A 17,431-nucleotide genomic window follows, 5' to 3' on the forward strand; every position below is an offset into this window, starting at 1 on the left:
ATTAACTGATCAGCAGCCGCCGCGCCGGGATGGCGCCATACAATGTGCTAGTGGAATGCTCTGGAAAGGGCAGCCATAGCGGGTGATAGCCCCGTACACTATAGGAGACTGAGTATGACTATCGGTTTAGTCGGTAAAAAGGCCGGGATGACCCGTGTCTTTACCGAAGACGGCGCATCCGTGCCCGTAACCGTTATTGAAGTGGATCCTAACCGTGTTACACGCGTAAAAACCGTCGAGTCCGACGGCTACGCAGCGGTTCAGATTACCACCGGCTCTCGCAAGGCCAAGCACCTCACCAAAGCGCAAGCTGGACAGTTTGCCAAGGCGGGTGTTGAGGCTGGTCGTTCACTGATGGAATTCCGCCTTGCAGAAGGTGAGGACGTTCCGGAAGTGGGTGGCGAACTCACCGTATCCCTCTTCGAAGCTGGTCAAATGATCGATGTGACCGGCACCTCTAAGGGTAAAGGCTTCCAGGGTGCTGTTAAGCGCTGGAATTTCCGTACCCAAGACAACAGCCATGGTAACTCCCTGTCGCACCGCGCGCCGGGTTCTATCGGCATGTGTCAGACCCCGGGTCGCGTATTTAAAGGCAAAAAGATGGCCGGTCAGATGGGTAACGCCCGCTGCACCGTGCAGAGCCTTGAGATCGTCCGTGTCGATGCCGAGCGTAACCTGCTGCTAATCAAGGGTGCTGTTCCGGGTGCAACCGGTAGCGACGTCATCGTTCGCAGCGCCGTGAAAGCTGGCTGAAGGGGATAATTACCAATGAATCTGAATCTTGCTGCAGGCACGGGTACCGTTGAAGTAGCCGACGCCACTTTTGGCAAAGAATTCAACGAAGCGCTGGTCCATCAGGTCGTTACTGCCTATTTGGCAGGTGGCCGTCAGGGCACCCGCGCTCAAAAGAATCGTTCCGACGTCCGTGGCGGTGGTAAAAAGCCGTGGCGTCAGAAAGGTACCGGTCGCGCACGTGCCGGCACCATCCGCTCTCCGCTATGGCGCAGTGGCGGCGTAACCTTCGCGGCACGCCCGCAGGATCACTCCCAGAAGGTTAACCGCAAGATGTACCGTGCGGCGATGCGCTCCATCCTGTCTGAGCTGGTACGCCAGGAACGTCTGGTTGCGGTTGAAGAGTTCAGCGTAGACGCGCCCAAGACCAAGCAGGTCGCTGCCAAGCTAAAAGAGCTCAACCTTGAAAAAGTGTTGATCGTCACCGATGAAATCGACGAAACGCTCTATTTAGCCGCGCGTAACCTTCCCCACGTGAGCGTGGTGGATGTCGCGGCAGCTGATCCGGTGAGCCTGGTTGCCTTCGATAAGGTCCTGATCACCGTCTCCGCCCTGCGTAAATTCGAGGAGAAGCTGGCATGAACCAGGAACGCGTATTCAAGGTTCTGCTTGGACCGCACGTGACCGAAAAGGCCGCGTCGGCCGCCGAGCGCAACCAGTACGTTTTCAAGGTGGCATCTGATGCTACCAAGCCCGAGATCAAAAAAGCCGTTGAAGCGCTGTTCGACAAGAAAGTCGGTAGTGTTCAGGTTTTGAATGTCAAGGGGAAAACCAAGCGTACTGCTCATGGTGTTGGCCTGCGTAAGGGTTACCGCAAAGCGTATGTGACCCTGGCTGCGGGCGAAACGCTCGAAGACTTCTCTGGCGCCGAATAAGGGCAGGAGTACGGATAATGGCAATCGTCAAGACCAAACCCACATCCGCCGGTCGCCGCCACGTCGTCAAGATCGTTGGTGAGCAGCTGTACAAGGGCCGCGCTTATGCGCCGCTTTTGGAAAAACAGTCCAAGTCCGGTGGCCGTAACAACTACGGTCGCATCACCACCCGCCACGTGGGCGGTGGTCACCGTAACCACTACCGTTTGATCGATTTCAAACGCACCAAGGATGGCGTTCCCGCCACCGTTGAGCGTCTTGAGCACGATCCGAACCGTAGTGCGCACATTGCGCTGCTGAAGTATGCCGATGGCGAGCGTCGTTACATCATCGCACCGAAAGGTGTCAGCGCGGGTGACGTGCTGGAATCCGGTGTTAACGCGCCCATCAAGAAAGGCAATGCCTTGCCGCTGCGCAATATCCCGCTCGGTTCTACCGTTCACGGTATCGAGCTGAAACCGGGTAAAGGCGCGCAGATTGCTCGCAGTGCCGGTACTAGCGCACAGCTGGTTGCGCGTGAAGGCAACTACGCCACCTTGCGTCTTCGCTCTGGCGAAATGCGTAAGATCCTGGCCGAGTGCCGCGCGACCCTGGGCGAAGTGAGCAACTCCGAGCACAGCCTGCGTCAACTTGGCAAGGCCGGTGCGAAGCGCTGGAGAGGCGTGCGTCCGACTGTTCGCGGTGTCGCGATGAACCCGGTAGACCACCCGCACGGTGGTGGTGAAGGCCGCACCAGCGGTGGTCGTCACCCGGTTTCCCCTTGGGGTATTCCGACCAAGGGTCACAAGACGCGTAAGAACAAGCGCACCGACAAGCTGATCGTACGTCGTCGTAACAAGACGCGTTGATCTAAATTGCCAAGACATTAAGAGGTAACGGCTGTGCCACGTTCACTGAAGAAAGGTCCATTTATCGACCTTCATCTTTTGAAGAAGGTCGAGACGGCAGTAGAAAAGAACGATCGCAAACCGATCAAGACCTGGTCGCGTCGTTCGATGATTCTGCCCAACATGGTAGGTCTCACCATCGCGGTCCATAACGGACGCCAGCATGTCCCGGTGCACGTCTCCGAGGAAATGGTGGGTCATAAACTTGGCGAATTCGCTGCTACTCGCACATATCGCGGGCATGCGGCGGATAAGAAAGCCAAACGGTAAGCCAGAGAGGATTGAGAGATGGAAGTCACAGCTAAGCTGAGTGGCGCTGCTTTATCCGCACAGAAGGCCCGTTTGGTGGCTGACCAAGTGCGCGGTAAACCGGTTGCCGAAGCTATTGACCTGCTGACCTTCTCCCCGAAGAAGGCTGCCAAGCTGGTTAAGAAAGTGCTTCAGTCCGCCATCGCGAATGCGGAAGAAAACAACGGCATGGACATCGACGAGCTGCGTGTCTCGACCATCTGCGTCGATGAGGGCATGACGCTCAAGCGTATCAAGCCGCGCGCCAAAGGCCGTGCGGATCGTATCTTGAAGCGCACCTGCCACATCACCGTCAAGGTAGCCGAGAAGTAGGAGTCGACCAGATGGGTCAGAAAGTCAATCCAATAGGCATTCGACTGGGCATTGTCAAAGACCATGCTTCTGTCTGGTATGCCGAGCGCGGCGCTTACGCCGATAAGCTCAATAACGATCTCGCAGTGCGCAGCTTTCTGGAAGAGCGTCTTAAAAACGCCTCCGTTAGCCATATCCATATCGAGCGCCCTGCGAACAATGCCCGCATCACCATTCACACTGCCCGTCCGGGTATCGTGATTGGTAAAAAAGGTGAAGATGTCGACCGCCTGCGTCGCGATCTTACCGAGATGATGGGCGTTCCGGTTCACGTGAACATCGAAGAAGTTCGCAAGCCGGAACTGGATGCCAAGCTCGTCGCCGCGAACGTTGCCGGCCAGCTTGAGCGTCGCGTGATGTTCCGTCGTGCGATGAAGCGCGCGGTCCAGAACGCCATGCGTTTGGGTGCTGGCGGTATCAAGATTCAGCTGTCAGGTCGTCTGGGCGGCGCCGAAATCGCACGTACCGAATGGTACCGCGAAGGTCGCGTTCCGCTGCATACCCTGCGTGCTGATATCGATTACGCCACATTTGAGGCTCACACCACCTATGGCGTTATCGGCGTCAAAGTGTGGATCTTCAAGGGTGAAATCCTCGGCGGTATCGAGGAAGTACGTGCCAAGGCCAAGCAGCAACAGCCTTCCGGCAACGCGCCCAAGAAGAAAGGTTCCAGATAAGGGGAGAGCGAGTCGATGTTACAGCCCAAGCGTATGAAATTCCGTAAGATGCAGAAAGGCCGCAACCGTGGCCTCGCGCATCGCGGAAGCAAGATCAGCTTCGGGGAATATGGCCTGAAAGCTACCGGTCGCGGCCGCATCACTGCGCGCCAGATCGAAGCCGGCCGTCGTGCGATCACGCGTCACGTCAAGCGTGGCGGTAAGATCTGGATCCGCGTATTCCCGGACAAGCCGATCTCCAAGAAGCCACTCGAAGTTCGTATGGGTAAAGGTAAGGGGTCTGTTGAGTACTGGGTAGCCCAGATCCAGCCGGGTCGGGTCCTGTACGAAATTGAAGGCGTATCCGAAGAGCTGGCCCGTGAAGCATTTGATCTGGCCGCACAGAAGATGCCCTTATCCACCACCTTTGCAAAACGGACGGTGATGTGATGAAAGCTCAAGAAATTCGTGAAAAGTCCGCAGGAGAGCTCCAAGAGCAGCTCCTCGAGCTCCTCCGCGAGCAGTTTAACCTGCGCATGCAGAAGGCCACTGGCCAACTGAGCCAGACTCATCTGCTCAAGCAGGTCCGTCGGGATATCGCCCGTGTGAAGACTTTGCTCAACGAGAAGGCAGGTGATTGAGATGGCCGAAGAGAAAAAAGCACGTACGCTCACCGGTAAGGTGGTGAGCGACAAGATGGAGAAATCCATCGTCGTCATGATCGAGCGTCGTGAGCGCCACCCGATCTACGGAAAATACGTTAAGCGCTCCACCAAGCTGCACGCCCATGATGAGGCGAACCAGGCAAAGGCAGGCGATACGGTTTCCATTCAGGAGTGCCGTCCGCTTTCCAAGAAGAAAGCCTGGACGCTGGTCGAGGTGGTCGAGCAGGCCAAGGGTTGATCCCCTGGTCTTCCAACCAGTGCAGTCAGATTAGGTTTGGAGAAAACCGATGATTCAGACTCAGACAATGCTGGATGTCGCCGACAACAGCGGAGCGCGCCGGGTGCAATGCATCAAGGTGCTAGGCGGTTCACACCGTCGCTACGCTCGCGTAGGTGATGTCATCAAGGTAACGGTGAAAGAGGCTATCCCGCGGGGCAAGGTCAAAAAAGGCCAGGTCCTCAAGGCGGTGGTCGTTCGCACCCGCAGCGGTGTCCGTCGTAACGACGGGTCGCTTATTCGTTTCGATGGAAATGCGGCGGTTTTGTTGAACAACACCAACGAACAGCCGATCGGCACCCGTATTTTCGGTCCGGTCACTCGTGAACTGCGTAATGAGCGGTTTATGAAGATCATTTCCTTAGCGCCTGAAGTGCTGTAAGGAGCGAGGCGAATATGCAAAAGATCAAACGTGACGATGAAGTCATCGTCATCGCCGGGAAGGATAAAGGCAAACGTGGCACTGTTAAGCGGGTATTAGAAAACCGCTTTCTGGTGTCCGGTGTGAATATGATCAAGCGTCACACCAAAGCCAATCCCATGGCGGGAAATCAGGGCGGTATCGTCGAGCGTGAGGCTCCGATTCACGCGTCCAACGTAGCCATCTTCAATTCGGAGACCGGTAAGGCGGATCGCGTCGGCTTCCAGGTTAAGGAAGACGGTACCAAGGTACGTATCTACAAGTCGACGCAGACGCAGATCGACGCCTAACGCGAGTCGGGTAGCACAATGGCGAACTTGAAAGAACGTTATCAAAACGAGGTAGTGGCTCAGCTCAAAGAGCAGTTTAGCTACGCCAACGTAATGCAGATACCACGCATCACGAAAGTGACGCTGAACATGGGTGTCGGCGACGCGGTCAACGATAAAAAGTTGATCGACAATGCCATCGGTGATCTGGAGAAGCTCTCCGGTCAAAAGCCGCTGGTGACCAAGGCACGCAAGTCCATCGCGGGCTTCAAGGTGCGCGAAGGCTGGCCAATCGGTATCAAAGTGACACTGCGCGCCGAGCGTATGTGGGACTTCCTGGACCGTTTGGTGAACATCGCGATTCCTCGCGTGCGTGACTTCCGTGGTCTCAACCCGAAGTCCTTCGACGGTCGTGGCAACTACTCCATGGGTGTGCGTGAGCAGATCATCTTCCCGGAGATCGAGTATGATAAAATCGATCGTATCCGCGGGTTGGACGTCACCATCACCACTACCGCCAACACCGACGAGGAAGGTCGCGCGCTACTAGCGGCGCTGAACTTCCCGTTCAAGAAATAAGGGTTGGATCATGGCTAAAAAGAGCATGGTAGAACGTGAGCTTAAGCGCACTCAGCTGGTAGAGAAGTATGCCGCCAAGCGCGCTGAGCTCAAGAAGATCATCTCGGACGTGAACACGTCCGAGGAAGAGCGCTTCGAGGCAACGCTGAAGCTGCAGCAACTGCCGCGCGACTCGAGCCCGGTGCGTCAGACTAACCGCTGCCGCATTACTGGCCGTCCGCACGGTTTTTACAACAAGTTCGGTCTCGGCCGTAACAAGCTGCGTGAAGCCGCCATGCGTGGCGACGTCCCTGGTCTGAAGAAGTCCAGCTGGTAACGCCACGTAGAATCATCAGGAGCGCACATTAAATGAGCATGCAAGATACTCTAGCGGATATGTTTACCCGTATCCGCAATGCGCAGATGGCCACCAAGGAGACGGCAGTCATGCCGTCCTCCAGGTTGAAAGTGGAAGTGGCCCGCGTGCTAAAAGAAGAAGGCTATATTACCGACTTTTCGGTTGCCGAAGGCGTCAAGCCTACGCTGACCGTGGCGCTCAAGTACTTTGAGGGCAAGCCGGTTATTGAGCATATTCAGCGGGTCTCCAAGCCGTCTTTGCGTCAATACAAGGGCAAGAGCAATCTTCCCAAGGTCGCCGATGGTCTGGGTATCGCGATTGTCACCACCTCCAATGGTGTCATGACCGATCGTGCCGCGCGCCAGGCTGGCGTCGGTGGCGAAGTCATCTGCACCGTATTCTAGGAGGCTGGAATGTCCCGCATAGCGAAATATCCGGTTAAAGTGCCTGCCGGCGTTGACATCAAAATCAACGACGATCAGCTGACCGCCAAGGGCGGCCAGGGCACGCTGTCAATGCCCCTTCACCGCGACGTGGTGATCGGTCAAGAAGATGGCCAGCTGACCTTCGCCCCGAGTGAAAATGCCAAGAGCTGGGCAATGGCCGGTACAACCCGCGCCCTGGTTCAGAACCTGGTGACGGGCGTATCCGAGGGCTTTACGAAGACCCTCGAAATTGTTGGCGTCGGTTATCGCGCTCAAGCGAAAGGCCAGACGCTCAATCTTTCACTGGGCTTCTCGCACCCGGTCGACTATCAACTGCCTGAAGGTGTCTCAGCGGAAACGCCGAAGAACACCGTGATCGTGCTGAAAAGCGCGGACAAACAGGCACTTGGTCAGTGCGCCGCGGAGATCCGCGCCTTCCGTCCCCCCGAGCCGTATAAAGGCAAGGGTGTCCGGTACGCCGACGAGCAGGTGCGTCGCAAAGAAGCCAAGAAGAAGTAAGGCAGGGTTATGAACGCGAAGAAAGAATCTCGTCTCCGTCGTGCCCGCCGCGCTCGCGCCAAGATCCGCGAGCTGGGCGTGTATCGCCTGTGCGTCAACCGTACGCCGCGTCACATCTATGCGCAGATTATCTCGCCGGATGGTGGCCAAGTGCTGGCCAGCGCGTCTACGCTGGACAAGGCACTGCGCGAAGGTGCGACGGGCAACTCAGAAGCCGCTTCCAAAGTTGGCGCTTTGATTGCCGAGCGCGCTAAAGAAGCAGGCATCACCCAGGTGGCCTTCGATCGTGCTGGCTTTAAGTATCACGGTCGCGTCAAGGCTCTGGCCGACGCCGCTCGTGAAGGCGGCCTGGAATTCTAAAGGGTTTTACGATGGCGAAGAACGAACAGCAAGGCGGTGATCTGCAAGAAAAACTCGTGCAGGTCAACCGCGTCGCCAAGGTGGTCAAGGGTGGTCGTATTTTCGGCTTCACCGCGCTGACCGTCGTTGGTGATGGTAATGGTCGTGTCGGTTTTGGTCGTGGCAAGGCGCGTGAAGTGCCGGTCGCGATCCAGAAAGCGATGGATCAGGCGCGTCGCAACATGGTCAAGGTAAACCTTGCAGGCCAAACGCTGCAGTACCCGGTGAAAGCGCGTCACGGCGCTTCCAAGGTATTCATGCAGCCGGCGTCTGAAGGTACCGGCATCATCGCCGGTGGCGCCATGCGCTCCGTACTGGAGCTCGCCGGTGTCCACGACGTACTGGCCAAGTGCTACGGTTCCACCAACCCGGTTAACGTGGTGCGAGCGACTGTTAAAGGTCTCTCCTCCATGCAATCACCGGACGACGTGGCCGCCAAGCGCGGTCTGTCTGTCGAAGCGATTACGGGGTAAGCACCATGGCAGCTTTGATCAAGGTTACCCAGGTCCGCAGCACCATCGGCGTTTTGCCCAAGCATAAGGCGACCATGAAAGGTCTGGGCCTGCGTCGCATCGGTCATACGGTTGAACTGGAAGACACCCCTGCCGTACGCGGCATGATCCACAAGGTAACTTACCTTGTGCGCGTTGAGGGAGAGTAATCCATGAAACTTAATACCTTAAGCCCGGCTCCGGGCTCAAAACACGCTGAAAAGCGCGTTGGTCGTGGTATCGGTTCCGGTCTTGGTAAGACCGGTGGCCGTGGCCACAAAGGTCAGAAATCTCGCAGTGGCGGTCGCGTCAAGCCTGGTTTCGAAGGCGGTCAGATGCCGCTGCAGCGCCGTCTGCCGAAGTTTGGCTTTACGTCGGCGAAGTCGCTGGTCTCTGAAGAAGTACGCCTGGCCGAGCTTTCCAAGGTCGCGGGTGACGAAGTCACTCTCGAAACCTTAAAGCAAGCCAATGTGCTGAAGAATGCTACGCAGTTTGCGAAGATCATTCTTTCTGGCGAATTGAATAAAGCGGTTACCGTTCGCGGTCTCAAGGTCACCAAAGGTGCCCGTGACGCGATCGCAGCCGCTGGCGGCAAGGTAGAGGACTAAATGGCCAAGTCAGGAAACATGCCGGCGACGGGCAGCGGTCTGAGTGAACTATGGGCGCGTTTGCGCTTCGTGCTCCTCGCCATCGTGGTGTACCGTATCGGTGCCCATATTCCCGTTCCCGGTATCAATCCTGACCAGCTTGCTGCCTTGTTTAGGGAGCAGCAGGGCACCATCCTGGGCATGTTCAACATGTTCTCGGGTGGTGCGCTGGAGCGTATGAGTGTTCTCGCCTTGGGCATCATGCCCTACATATCGGCGTCGATCATCATGCAGCTCATGACTGCGGTCTCCCCTCAGCTTGAGCAACTCAAGAAAGAGGGCGAGTCCGGCCGCCGAAAGATCAGTCAGTACACCCGCTACGGCACGGTGATACTGGCGTTTATCCAGGCCACCGGCATGTCCGTGGGCCTGGCTAGCCAAGGCATCGCTTACAGCGCTGACTTTAGCTTCTACTTCACTGCCGTGGTGACGTTCGTCTCCGGTGCGGTGTTTATGATGTGGCTAGGTGAGCAGATCACCGAGAAGGGTATCGGCAACGGCATTTCGTTGTTGATCTTTGCCGGGATCGTCGCCGGGCTACCCAGCGCCGTGGGTCAGGCTTTCGAGCTTGCCCGCAACGAAGGGGCCTGGAATGTTCTTCCGCTGTTAGCGCTGTCAGTGCTAGGGATCGCCACCGTGGCATTCGTGGTATTCATCGAACGTGGCCAACGCCGCTTGAAGGTGAACTATCCACGGCGCCAGGTCGGCAACAAGATGTATGCGGGCCAAAGCAGTTACCTTCCCCTGAAAGTGAACATGGCCGGTGTCATTCCGGCTATTTTCGCCTCCAGCATCCTTCTCTTCCCGGCGTCGATCGGGCAGTGGGTCGGTGCCGGTGAAGGAATGGAGTGGCTGCAGCGTGCATCGCAAGCGCTTGGCCCCGGCCAGCCGCTTTACATCTTGCTTTTTGCGGCGGCAGTGGTATTCTTCTGCTTCTTTTACACAGCGCTGGTCTTCAATCCCAAGGATGTAGCTGACAATCTGAAAAAGTCAGGTGCGTTCCTGCCGGGTATTCGTCCCGGCGAGCAGACCGCTCGCTATATCGACAAGGTGATGACACGTCTCACTCTGTTCGGTGCCCTGTATATCACTGCAGTTTCCCTGATGCCCCAGTTCCTGATCGTTGCCTGGAACGTCCCGTTCTTCTTTGGCGGCACGTCCCTTCTGATCGTGGTAGTGGTCATCATGGACTTCATGGCTCAGGTGCAGTCGCATCTCATGTCGCATCAATATGACTCGGTGATGAAGAAGTCCAACCTGAAAGGCTACGGTAGCGGTGGCATAGTGCGCTAAGCACTGCCTCCCAGGCATTTGGCCAGGCGCGTGTTTCGACACCACTTGGCCAAACACCCCGGACGTGCCGCGAGCCGTTTTTGGAGAAAGAACGATGAAAGTTCGAGCTTCCGTAAAGAAGATGTGCCGTAACTGCAAAATCATTCGTCGCAATGGCGCTGTCCGCGTCATTTGCACCGAACCGCGGCACAAGCAGCGTCAGGGCTAAACCCCGCGCTGTATTTAAGCGGGCGTGGCATACCCCTTGCCTTCGGGCAGTAAAAGGGGTATGCTGTTGCGCCTTTTAAAGATGAACAAACGAGCAAGCCGCTCAAATTTCGGAGTAAGCTGATGGCCCGTATTGCAGGCGTCAATATCCCGGACAACAAGCATGCGGCGATCTCGCTGACCTATATCTTCGGGATTGGCCGTACCCGCGCCGCTCACATCTGTGACGCCGCTGGTATCGTCCATACTGCCAAGATCCAGGACCTGTCGGCTGAAGAAGTCGATACCCTGCGTTCTGAAGTTGGCAAGTACACCGTAGAAGGCGACCTTCGCCGTGATGTCACGCTTAACATTAAGCGTCTCATGGACCTGGGTTGCTACCGTGGTCTGCGTCATCGTCGTAGTCTTCCGCTGCGTGGTCAGCGGACCAAGACTAATGCGCGTACCCGTAAGGGCCCGCGTAAGCCGATCCGCAAATAATACGCAGGTTCTGTAACTAAGGCAGAACCGGCGTTAAGACAGGAATAGACATCAACATGGCTAACCCGCGTAGTAACCGTAAAAAGGTTAAAAAGCAGGTAGTGGACGCCGTTGCGCACATCCATGCCTCTTTTAACAACACGATCGTGACGATCACAGACCGCCAGGGCAATGCGCTTTCTTGGGCAACTGCCGGTGGTTCGGGTTTTCGAGGTTCTCGTAAGAGTACCCCGTTCGCAGCTCAAGTAGCGAGTGAACGTGCAGCGACTGCTGCAGCCGAGTATGGTGTGAAAAACGTAGACGTGCTGGTCAAGGGCCCCGGCCCCGGCCGTGAATCCGCCGTGCGCGCACTGAACGCCGCCGGCTTCCGCGTGCAAAGCATCGTAGACGCGACGCCCATTCCCCATAATGGCTGCCGTCCGCCTAAGAAACGCCGCGTTTAAGGAGAGAGATTCATGGCTCGTTATATTGGACCGAAGTGCAAACTGTCTCGTCGTGAAGGCACCGACCTCTTCTTGAAGAGTGGCGTGACTCCGTTCGAGAAAAAGTGTAAATCCGAGCAGATTCCGGGTGTACACGGCCAGCGTCGTCAGCGTCTTTCAGACTACGGCTTGCAGCTTCGTGAGAAGCAGAAAGTACGTCGTATGTACGGCGTACTCGAAAAGCAGTTCCGTAACTACTACAAAGAAGCCGCTCGCCTGAAAGGCGCGACCGGTGAAGTATTGTTGCAGTTGCTCGAATCCCGACTGGATAACGTCGTCTACCGCATGGGCTTTGGCTCGACTCGCTCTGAAGCGCGTCAGCTGGTCAGCCACAAGGCGATTGCCGTCAACGGTCGTAGCGTTAACGTGGCTTCCTACAAAGTGAAGCCGGGTGACGTGATCACCGTTCGCGAAAAGGCGAAGAACCAGGCGCGTATTCAAAACGCGTTGACCATCTCGGCCAACCGTGGCGATATCGCCTGGATCGACATCGACGCCAAGAAGATGGAAGGCACTTTCAAGGCTCTGCCTGAACGCGGTGACCTGACTGCCGACATCAACGAAAACCTGATCGTCGAGCTGTACTCCAAGTAAGCCGTTTGCTTGGCAAATATGCTTCTTGAAGCCCGGGCGGTTCGTCCTACGCACCGCCCGGATGCTCTTGAGTACACGCTCTAGAGTACTCAGTATCCGTTTGGCAGCCTGAAAGGTGTTCATATGCAGCGTTCAGTGACAGAGTTTCTTCGTCCTCGCGATATCAAGGTCGAAGAAATCAGCGCACATCATGCCAGGATCGTTCTCGAACCGTTCGAGCGCGGCTTTGGCCACACCCTGGGGAATGCACTGCGTCGCATTCTGCTTTCATCCATGCCCGGCGCTGCCGTGGTAGAGGCTGAAATTGCCGGTGTCGAGCACGAATACAGTGCCCTCGAAGGGGTGCAGGAAGATGTAATCGAAATCCTCCTGAACTTGAAAGATGTTGCGATCAAGATGCACAGCCGCGATGAGGCGGTGCTCTCGCTGAACAAGCAGGGCCCAGCCGTCGTCACCGCTGGCGACATTGCGCTTGATCATAGCGTCGAAATCGTCAACCCGGACCACGTCATTGCACACGTCAATGAAGGTGCCGAGCTGAAAATTCAGCTTAAGGTGGCGCTGGGTCGTGGCTACGAACCGGCTGACGCCCGCGGCTCTGATGAAGAGACGCGTGCTATTGGCCGCCTGCAGTTGGATGCCACCTTCAGCCCTGTCCGCCGCGTTTCCTACTCGGTCGAAGCCGCTCGTGTCGAGCAGCGCACCGACCTCGATAAGCTGATTATCGACCTGGAAACCGACGGTACTCTGGATCCGGAAGAGGCTATCCGCCGCAGTGCGACCATTCTGCAAGAGCAGCTGGCCGCCTTCGTCGACCTGGAAGCTGATAAAGAGCAGGAAGTCGAAGAGGAAGAGGATCATATCGATCCGATCCTGTTGCGCCCCGTAGACGATCTTGAGTTGACCGTTCGCAGCGCGAACTGCTTGAAAGCCGAGAATATCTACTACATCGGTGATTTGATTCAGCGCACGGAAGTGGAGCTGTTGAAAACCCCGAACCTCGGCAAGAAGTCCTTGAACGAAATCAAGGATGTCCTGGCAGCGCGCGGTCTTTCCCTTGGCATGCGGCTGGAGAACTGGCCACCCGCGAGCTTGAAGGACGACAAGGCCTCCGCGTAAGCGTCGACTTGAGTCCCAGTTTGGTAAGGAATCACAACCATGCGTCATCGTAAGAGTGGTCGTCAATTAAACCGTAACAGCTCGCACCGCCAGGCCATGTTCAAAAACATGTCCGTGTCGCTGGTCGAGCACGAAGTCATCAAGACAACCCTGCCCAAGGCCAAGGAACTGCGTCGCGTTATCGAGCCGCTGATCACCTTGTCCAAGCAGGACAGCGTCGCGAACCGCCGTTTGGCATTTGCCCGCACGCGCTCTAAAGAAGCCGTCGGCAAATTGTTCAACGAGCTGGGCCCGCGTTACGCCGAACGTCCCGGTGGCTACATCCGCATTCTCAAGTGCGGTTTCCGTCCAGGCGACAACGCGCCCATGGCGTACGTCGAACTGGTCGACCGCCCGGCCGTCGAAGAAGCCGCTGCGGAAGAGTAAGATCGCACCGCTTTTGAAAGCACGCTTTTAAAAGTCGAGTGAAAGCCGGCCCCTTGGGGGCCGGTTTTTTTATGCGTGCTACTAAAACAGACCCTTTTCTCACTTTAGAATACGTTTACTGTGATCGGGTACGTGCTAACCTGAGCGCTTGGGACGAAGGCCGTGAGTCCCGGGCATTGAGATCAATTAAAGCGAGTAGCAAGGGGCAGGTATGGCAGCGAGGGGAGTGACTTCAAACACCGCCATGCGGTGGTGGCTAATGTGCGCCGTCGCCATGGCGGTGTTGGTACTGGGCAGTACTGCTCATGCCGACGGTAACCCGCGCTATGCGGGCATCGTGGTCGATCTGGAAAACGGTGAAGTGCTCTACTCGGAAAATGCCGATTTGCCGCGTTATCCCGCCTCGCTGACCAAGATGATGACCATTTACATGGCCCTCGAGGCGGTCGAAAACGGCGATTTACGCCTCGACCAACCGCTCGCGGTCTCCGCCCAGGCCTCCGCCATGCCGGCCACCAAGCTGTGGCTCTCGGCGGGCAGCACCATCCCGCTGGATACCGCTATCCGCGCGCTAACCGTACGTTCGGCCAATGACGTGGCCGTCGTGGTCGCCGAGGCGGTGGGCGGCAGCGAACAGCGCTTTGCAAATATGATGACCGCCAAGGCGCGTGAGCTTGGCATGCACAGTACTACATTCCGCAACGCCTCGGGCCTGCCCGACGACGGCCAGATCACCACCGCCCGGGACATGCTGATTCTCTCTACTCGAGTGATGCAGGACTTTCCCCAGTACTACCACTACTTCGGTCTACAGGAGTTCAGCTATAAGGGGACCCGTCATACCAGCCACAACCGCCTGGTGCGCGACTACCCCGGTGCCGACGGTCTGAAAACCGGTTTTATCCGTGCCTCGGGCTTTAACGTGGCGACCACGGCGGTGCACGATGGCCGGCGCATGATCGCCGTAGTCATGGGCGGGTTCAGCTCGTCGTCGCGGGATGAGCACATGGCCGACCTGCTCGATCGCAGCTTCGCCAGGGCCGGGCTTCGCGATAACCCGTCCTGGCTTGCCGATACCAATTTCTCCCGCGAGTTCATGAGCTTCCCTGGGCTCTCGGCGCCGCTCACCACGCCGCCGCCCAGCATGCCGCCTTCTCCTATTCTGGCCAATGTGGATACGAGTGCGCGGGCACCGGCCGCTGCCGCCAATCAGGCGCCTGCACCCCAGCCCTCCCGCGCAGCACCCGTCACGCACCACGACCCGCTGCAAGCGCTGATCGAAGAGCAGCAGCAAACCATGGCCGATCCGCTCTCCGTGGCCAGCGCCAACGGTGGTTGGGGGATTCAGGTGGGCGCGTTTAGCCAGGCGAGCCACGCCGAACAGCTCGCCCGCCAGGCCGCTCAGCGCCTGCCCAATGACGTGGGGGGCCGTGCCGCGGTCGATACCGTCGAGGGCCATACGCCGGTGTTCCGCGCGCGCGTCGTCGCACTCGACGAAGCGCGCGCCATTGCCGCCTGCCAAACGCTGCACGCCCAGGGCATGGACTGCATGGTGGTCAACGCAAGCCTTTAACGTTAAAGGCTTGCGCCGCGCCTAAAAAAGCCCCGCTAACAGCGCGTTAGCGGGGCTTTTTGTTTAGAGCTCTACCCGAAAGCGTACACGTTCATGGCCAGCACGACGTACTCGACGCTGTGGTGAAGCTGTCGGGCATCGGCCTTGGCACCGTGGCCACCAGTAACGAAAGAAAGTGTGCCGGCGTGGGGTGGTGACGTCGCGCCTCGGGGACTGCCAAGCTCGGCCACCTTCACGAAGGCGCAGACATGCTCGAGTTGGTGCTTCACCGTTTGAACGCCTGGGCGGCCTGGTAGGGGTCGGGCGTGCCGCAAATGGCCGAGATCACCGCCAGGCCGTCGGCGCCCGCGTCGAACACGGCCTGGGCGTGCGCCGCCTTCAGCCCGCCGATGGCAACGCTTGGCAGGTGACTCGCTTGGGTGAGGGTTGCAAGACCTTCAAAGCCCAGTGGCTTGGCGTGGTCCTGCTTGCTGATGGTGGCGAACACCGGGCCGAACCCCAGGTAGTCCAGCGTATCCAGCGGGGCGTTTTGAAGCTCCGCCAGGGTGTTGATGGAAAGCCCGAGTAACGCATGACGCCCTAGCGCCTGGCGGGCGCTGAGCACCGCGGCGTCGCTTTGGCCCACGTGTAGCCCGTCGGCATCGCTTTCGAGTGCCACATGGAGGCGGTCGTTGATGATCAGCGGCACGCCGCTACCCGCCAGCAATGCCTTCAAGCGTCTGGCCTGGTCGATCATGGTCGCATCGCTTGCGTGCTTGTCGCGAAGCTGCACGACGGTGACGCCACCCGCCACCGCAGCCTCGACCGTTTTTTCGAGCCCGTAAGCACTACAGAGCGTCGCGTCGGTCACCAGATAAAGCGAAAGATCGAGGCTCACCGGGGCGCTCCCTGGCTGTTGGCCTGGTCGACGTTCTCCCAAAGGCCCTGACGCGATAGCGACTCGGGCGTCAGTTGATAGAGCGCATCCAACAGCTCGACCTGAAAGCTACCCGGACCGCTGGCTTTTTTCCCCGCCCGGCTGCCCGCCAGTGCAAAGCCGGCAAGTGCGGCCACGCTTGCTTTGAAGGGTTCCTCGGGCGTGGCGGCAACGAAACCGGCCACGATGGCGCTAAGCCCGCAGCCCAGCGTAGTCACGCGGGGCATCAGCGCGTGGCCACCGGTGACCCGGGCATGTTGGGTGCCATCGGTGATGAAGTCCTGCTCGCCGGTCATGGCCACGACACAGCCGTGCCTTTGGGCAAGTGCGATGGCAGCGTCGTCGGTATGCTGGACATTGGCGGCGGCGTCCACGCCGCGGCCGCGACTTTCAAGCCCACTAAGGGCCAATATTTCCGAGGCGTTGGCGCGAATGACCGTGGGCTCGAGGGCCAAAAGCTCTTCGCACAGTCTTTGGCGATACGCCGTGGCGCCCACCGCGACCGGGTCCAGCACCCAAGGCGTTGTTTGGCGCCTGGCTACCTCGGCACAGGCCATCATCGACGCTGCCCAATGCGGGGAGATGGTGCCGATATTGATCGAAAGCGCATCCGCGATCGCCGTGAAATCCGGCGCTTCTTCCTGGGCATGCAACATGGCAGGCGAGGCGCCAATGGCCAGCACGAGGTTAGCGGTCGAATTCATGGCCACGAAATTGGTCATGCAGTGTACGAGCGGCGTCGCGTCATGTAGCGCGCTCAGGTAGCGTCCAAGGGGGGGTAGAGTCATGGCGTCCTCCCGGGAGGGAGGTGGTGAGAACACCACGACTCCCTACGCCGGTACTATCCGGTTCAGGTTCAAAGGGTACGTCTCAGCCCGTTGCCGGGCGCCCCTGTCGTGGGTCTACTATCCGGATACTAAGGTGGCTTGTAAAGCCATGGCGTGTATCTAGTGTACGGCATCCATGGCGTGCTGCTGTAAGGTGATCAGCGGGATGATGTCGAGGGTTTTCTCATGCGTGCCGGACAGGATGACCGGCGGGGCCAAACCGACATCGGCGGCTTCCTGCCAGCGCTTGGCGCAAAGACACCAGCGGTCGCCCGGCGCCAGGCCCGGAAAGCCGAACTCCGGGCGCGGTGTGACAAGGTCATTGCCCTGCGCCTGGGAGAATGCCAAAAACTCTTCTGTCACAATGGCGCACACCGAGTGTACGCCGATGTCATTTGGGCCTACACGACAAAAACCGTCGCGGTAGAAACCTGCTTTTGGGCTATGGCAGCAGGGTGTTAAAGGCTCACCGAAAACGTTACGGTCACGAGACATGATGCCTCCTGAAAGCAGGGCTGGAATTAGCCAAAGTCTGCCCTCATGGTTAAGTTTGTATGTCGAGCGGGCGTTGAATGTGCGTTGCACCTGTATCAATTAGACTACAGCCTTGTACAA

At 58.1% G+C, this 17,431-nt stretch carries 32 protein-coding genes and 1 riboswitch; of the genes, 28 read left to right on the plus strand and 4 right to left on the minus strand.

The features are described from left to right. Nucleotides 1–114: 114 nt before the first annotated feature. The 28 genes from rplC (at nucleotide 115) to ACWFVE_RS01005 (ending at nucleotide 15,073) form a co-directional block, all read left to right on the plus strand. On the plus strand, nucleotides 115–753 hold the full coding sequence (gene rplC, locus ACWFVE_RS00870) for a 50S ribosomal protein L3 (RefSeq protein WP_447527419.1): 639 nt from the start codon (nucleotides 115–117) through the stop codon (nucleotides 751–753). 15 nt (nucleotides 754–768) lie between these two features. Then, complete coding sequence (rplD, locus tag ACWFVE_RS00875) at nucleotides 769–1,374, plus strand: 50S ribosomal protein L4 (RefSeq protein WP_447527420.1); 606 nt, start codon at nucleotides 769–771, stop codon at nucleotides 1,372–1,374. After that, on the plus strand, nucleotides 1,371–1,667 hold the full coding sequence (rplW, locus tag ACWFVE_RS00880) for a 50S ribosomal protein L23 (protein ID WP_447527421.1): 297 nt from the start codon (nucleotides 1,371–1,373) through the stop codon (nucleotides 1,665–1,667). Before rplD ends, rplW begins: the two co-directional genes overlap by 4 nt. A 17-nt stretch (nucleotides 1,668–1,684) precedes the next feature. Then, nucleotides 1,685–2,515, plus strand: coding sequence for a 50S ribosomal protein L2 (rplB, locus tag ACWFVE_RS00885; protein ID WP_447527422.1), 831 nt, complete (start codon nucleotides 1,685–1,687; stop codon nucleotides 2,513–2,515). A gap of 33 nt (nucleotides 2,516–2,548) precedes the next feature. Beyond that, complete coding sequence (gene rpsS / locus ACWFVE_RS00890; protein WP_072824351.1) at nucleotides 2,549–2,824, plus strand: 30S ribosomal protein S19; 276 nt, start codon at nucleotides 2,549–2,551, stop codon at nucleotides 2,822–2,824. Between the two features lie 18 nt (nucleotides 2,825–2,842). Further along, on the plus strand, nucleotides 2,843–3,175 hold the full coding sequence (rplV, locus tag ACWFVE_RS00895; RefSeq protein WP_009723900.1) for a 50S ribosomal protein L22: 333 nt from the start codon (nucleotides 2,843–2,845) through the stop codon (nucleotides 3,173–3,175). Nucleotides 3,176–3,186: 11 nt separating this feature from the next. After that, entirely contained in the window at nucleotides 3,187–3,891 is a 705-nt protein-coding gene (gene rpsC, locus ACWFVE_RS00900) for a 30S ribosomal protein S3 (protein ID WP_252105865.1), read from the plus strand. 15 nt (nucleotides 3,892–3,906) lie between these two features. Next, nucleotides 3,907–4,320 carry a 50S ribosomal protein L16 gene (gene rplP, locus ACWFVE_RS00905; protein ID WP_252105866.1) on the plus strand — a complete coding sequence of 138 codons (414 nt, stop codon included), beginning with the start codon at nucleotides 3,907–3,909 and terminating at the stop codon, nucleotides 4,318–4,320. Further along, on the plus strand, nucleotides 4,320–4,511 hold the full coding sequence (rpmC, locus tag ACWFVE_RS00910; RefSeq protein ID WP_007111999.1) for a 50S ribosomal protein L29: 192 nt from the start codon (nucleotides 4,320–4,322) through the stop codon (nucleotides 4,509–4,511). The genes rplP and rpmC overlap by 1 nt, the downstream gene beginning before the upstream one ends. A gap of 1 nt (nucleotide 4,512) precedes the next feature. Then, nucleotides 4,513–4,773, plus strand: a complete 261-nt coding sequence (gene rpsQ, locus ACWFVE_RS00915; RefSeq protein WP_027337515.1) for a 30S ribosomal protein S17 — start codon at nucleotides 4,513–4,515, stop codon at nucleotides 4,771–4,773. A 49-nt stretch (nucleotides 4,774–4,822) separates the two neighbouring features. After that, a complete protein-coding gene (gene rplN / locus ACWFVE_RS00920) occupies nucleotides 4,823–5,194 on the plus strand; it encodes a 50S ribosomal protein L14 (protein ID WP_252105868.1) in 372 nt (123 codons plus the stop codon). Nucleotides 5,195–5,208: 14 nt separating this feature from the next. Next, the gene (rplX, locus tag ACWFVE_RS00925) at nucleotides 5,209–5,523 is read left to right on the plus strand and encodes a 50S ribosomal protein L24 (RefSeq protein WP_447527423.1); all 315 of its coding nucleotides are present in this window, start codon (nucleotides 5,209–5,211) and stop codon (nucleotides 5,521–5,523) included. An 18-nt stretch (nucleotides 5,524–5,541) separates the two neighbouring features. After that, on the plus strand, nucleotides 5,542–6,081 hold the full coding sequence (gene rplE / locus ACWFVE_RS00930; RefSeq protein ID WP_447527424.1) for a 50S ribosomal protein L5: 540 nt from the start codon (nucleotides 5,542–5,544) through the stop codon (nucleotides 6,079–6,081). 10 nt (nucleotides 6,082–6,091) lie between these two features. Continuing rightward, nucleotides 6,092–6,397, plus strand: a complete 306-nt coding sequence (gene rpsN, locus ACWFVE_RS00935; protein ID WP_447527425.1) for a 30S ribosomal protein S14 — start codon at nucleotides 6,092–6,094, stop codon at nucleotides 6,395–6,397. Between the two features lie 32 nt (nucleotides 6,398–6,429). Beyond that, nucleotides 6,430–6,822 carry a 30S ribosomal protein S8 gene (gene rpsH, locus ACWFVE_RS00940; protein WP_447527426.1) on the plus strand — a complete coding sequence of 131 codons (393 nt, stop codon included), beginning with the start codon at nucleotides 6,430–6,432 and terminating at the stop codon, nucleotides 6,820–6,822. Between the two features lie 9 nt (nucleotides 6,823–6,831). After that, a complete protein-coding gene (rplF, locus tag ACWFVE_RS00945) occupies nucleotides 6,832–7,362 on the plus strand; it encodes a 50S ribosomal protein L6 (RefSeq protein WP_447527427.1) in 531 nt (176 codons plus the stop codon). Nucleotides 7,363–7,371: 9 nt separating this feature from the next. Next, the gene (rplR, locus tag ACWFVE_RS00950) at nucleotides 7,372–7,722 is read left to right on the plus strand and encodes a 50S ribosomal protein L18 (protein ID WP_447527428.1); all 351 of its coding nucleotides are present in this window, start codon (nucleotides 7,372–7,374) and stop codon (nucleotides 7,720–7,722) included. A gap of 11 nt (nucleotides 7,723–7,733) precedes the next feature. Continuing rightward, nucleotides 7,734–8,234: a 30S ribosomal protein S5 gene (rpsE, locus tag ACWFVE_RS00955; RefSeq protein ID WP_447527429.1), complete on the plus strand. Its 501-nt coding sequence runs from the start codon at nucleotides 7,734–7,736 to the stop codon at nucleotides 8,232–8,234. Between the two features lie 5 nt (nucleotides 8,235–8,239). Further along, nucleotides 8,240–8,422 (plus strand): 50S ribosomal protein L30, encoded by a 183-nt coding sequence (rpmD, locus tag ACWFVE_RS00960; protein WP_252105875.1) that lies wholly within the window; start codon nucleotides 8,240–8,242, stop codon nucleotides 8,420–8,422. 3 nt (nucleotides 8,423–8,425) lie between these two features. Then, nucleotides 8,426–8,860, plus strand: coding sequence for a 50S ribosomal protein L15 (gene rplO, locus ACWFVE_RS00965; RefSeq protein WP_447527430.1), 435 nt, complete (start codon nucleotides 8,426–8,428; stop codon nucleotides 8,858–8,860). After that, nucleotides 8,861–10,192, plus strand: coding sequence for a preprotein translocase subunit SecY (secY, locus tag ACWFVE_RS00970; protein WP_447527431.1), 1,332 nt, complete (start codon nucleotides 8,861–8,863; stop codon nucleotides 10,190–10,192). A gap of 94 nt (nucleotides 10,193–10,286) precedes the next feature. After that, entirely contained in the window at nucleotides 10,287–10,400 is a 114-nt protein-coding gene (rpmJ, locus tag ACWFVE_RS00975; RefSeq protein ID WP_031384759.1) for a 50S ribosomal protein L36, read from the plus strand. A gap of 122 nt (nucleotides 10,401–10,522) precedes the next feature. Then, the gene (gene rpsM / locus ACWFVE_RS00980; RefSeq protein ID WP_447527432.1) at nucleotides 10,523–10,879 is read left to right on the plus strand and encodes a 30S ribosomal protein S13; all 357 of its coding nucleotides are present in this window, start codon (nucleotides 10,523–10,525) and stop codon (nucleotides 10,877–10,879) included. Nucleotides 10,880–10,935: 56 nt separating this feature from the next. Then, complete coding sequence (rpsK, locus tag ACWFVE_RS00985) at nucleotides 10,936–11,322, plus strand: 30S ribosomal protein S11 (protein ID WP_009099028.1); 387 nt, start codon at nucleotides 10,936–10,938, stop codon at nucleotides 11,320–11,322. Between the two features lie 12 nt (nucleotides 11,323–11,334). Then, on the plus strand, nucleotides 11,335–11,955 hold the full coding sequence (rpsD, locus tag ACWFVE_RS00990; protein WP_447527433.1) for a 30S ribosomal protein S4: 621 nt from the start codon (nucleotides 11,335–11,337) through the stop codon (nucleotides 11,953–11,955). Nucleotides 11,956–12,078: 123 nt separating this feature from the next. Further along, a complete protein-coding gene (locus tag ACWFVE_RS00995; protein WP_252105880.1) occupies nucleotides 12,079–13,074 on the plus strand; it encodes a DNA-directed RNA polymerase subunit alpha in 996 nt (331 codons plus the stop codon). Nucleotides 13,075–13,113: 39 nt separating this feature from the next. Continuing rightward, a complete protein-coding gene (gene rplQ / locus ACWFVE_RS01000; protein WP_447527434.1) occupies nucleotides 13,114–13,500 on the plus strand; it encodes a 50S ribosomal protein L17 in 387 nt (128 codons plus the stop codon). A 244-nt stretch (nucleotides 13,501–13,744) separates the two neighbouring features. After that, complete coding sequence (locus tag ACWFVE_RS01005) at nucleotides 13,745–15,073, plus strand: D-alanyl-D-alanine carboxypeptidase (protein WP_447530483.1); 1,329 nt, start codon at nucleotides 13,745–13,747, stop codon at nucleotides 15,071–15,073. Nucleotides 15,074–15,144: 71 nt separating this feature from the next. Here the strand turns inward: ACWFVE_RS01005 and ACWFVE_RS01010 are convergent, their stop codons facing one another. From ACWFVE_RS01010 to ACWFVE_RS01025, 4 genes are all read right to left on the minus strand, one after another. Next, on the minus strand, nucleotides 15,145–15,342 hold the full coding sequence (locus ACWFVE_RS01010; RefSeq protein WP_447527435.1) for a hypothetical protein: 198 nt from the start codon (nucleotides 15,340–15,342) through the stop codon (nucleotides 15,145–15,147). Then, nucleotides 15,339–15,950, minus strand: coding sequence for a thiamine phosphate synthase (gene thiE, locus ACWFVE_RS01015; protein ID WP_447527436.1), 612 nt, complete (start codon nucleotides 15,948–15,950; stop codon nucleotides 15,339–15,341). Before thiE ends, ACWFVE_RS01010 begins: the two co-directional genes overlap by 4 nt. Continuing rightward, nucleotides 15,947–16,777, minus strand: a complete 831-nt coding sequence (gene thiM / locus ACWFVE_RS01020) for a hydroxyethylthiazole kinase (protein ID WP_447527437.1) — start codon at nucleotides 16,775–16,777, stop codon at nucleotides 15,947–15,949. The genes thiE and thiM overlap by 4 nt, the downstream gene beginning before the upstream one ends. A gap of 22 nt (nucleotides 16,778–16,799) precedes the next feature. Continuing rightward, a riboswitch (TPP riboswitch) is annotated at nucleotides 16,800–16,892 on the minus strand. Nucleotides 16,893–16,936: 44 nt separating this feature from the next. Then, on the minus strand, nucleotides 16,937–17,311 hold the full coding sequence (locus ACWFVE_RS01025) for a DUF2237 family protein (RefSeq protein WP_447527438.1): 375 nt from the start codon (nucleotides 17,309–17,311) through the stop codon (nucleotides 16,937–16,939). Nucleotides 17,312–17,431: the final 120 nt, after the last annotated feature.

The sequence above is a fragment of the Vreelandella mediterranea genome (genome assembly GCF_970647075.1).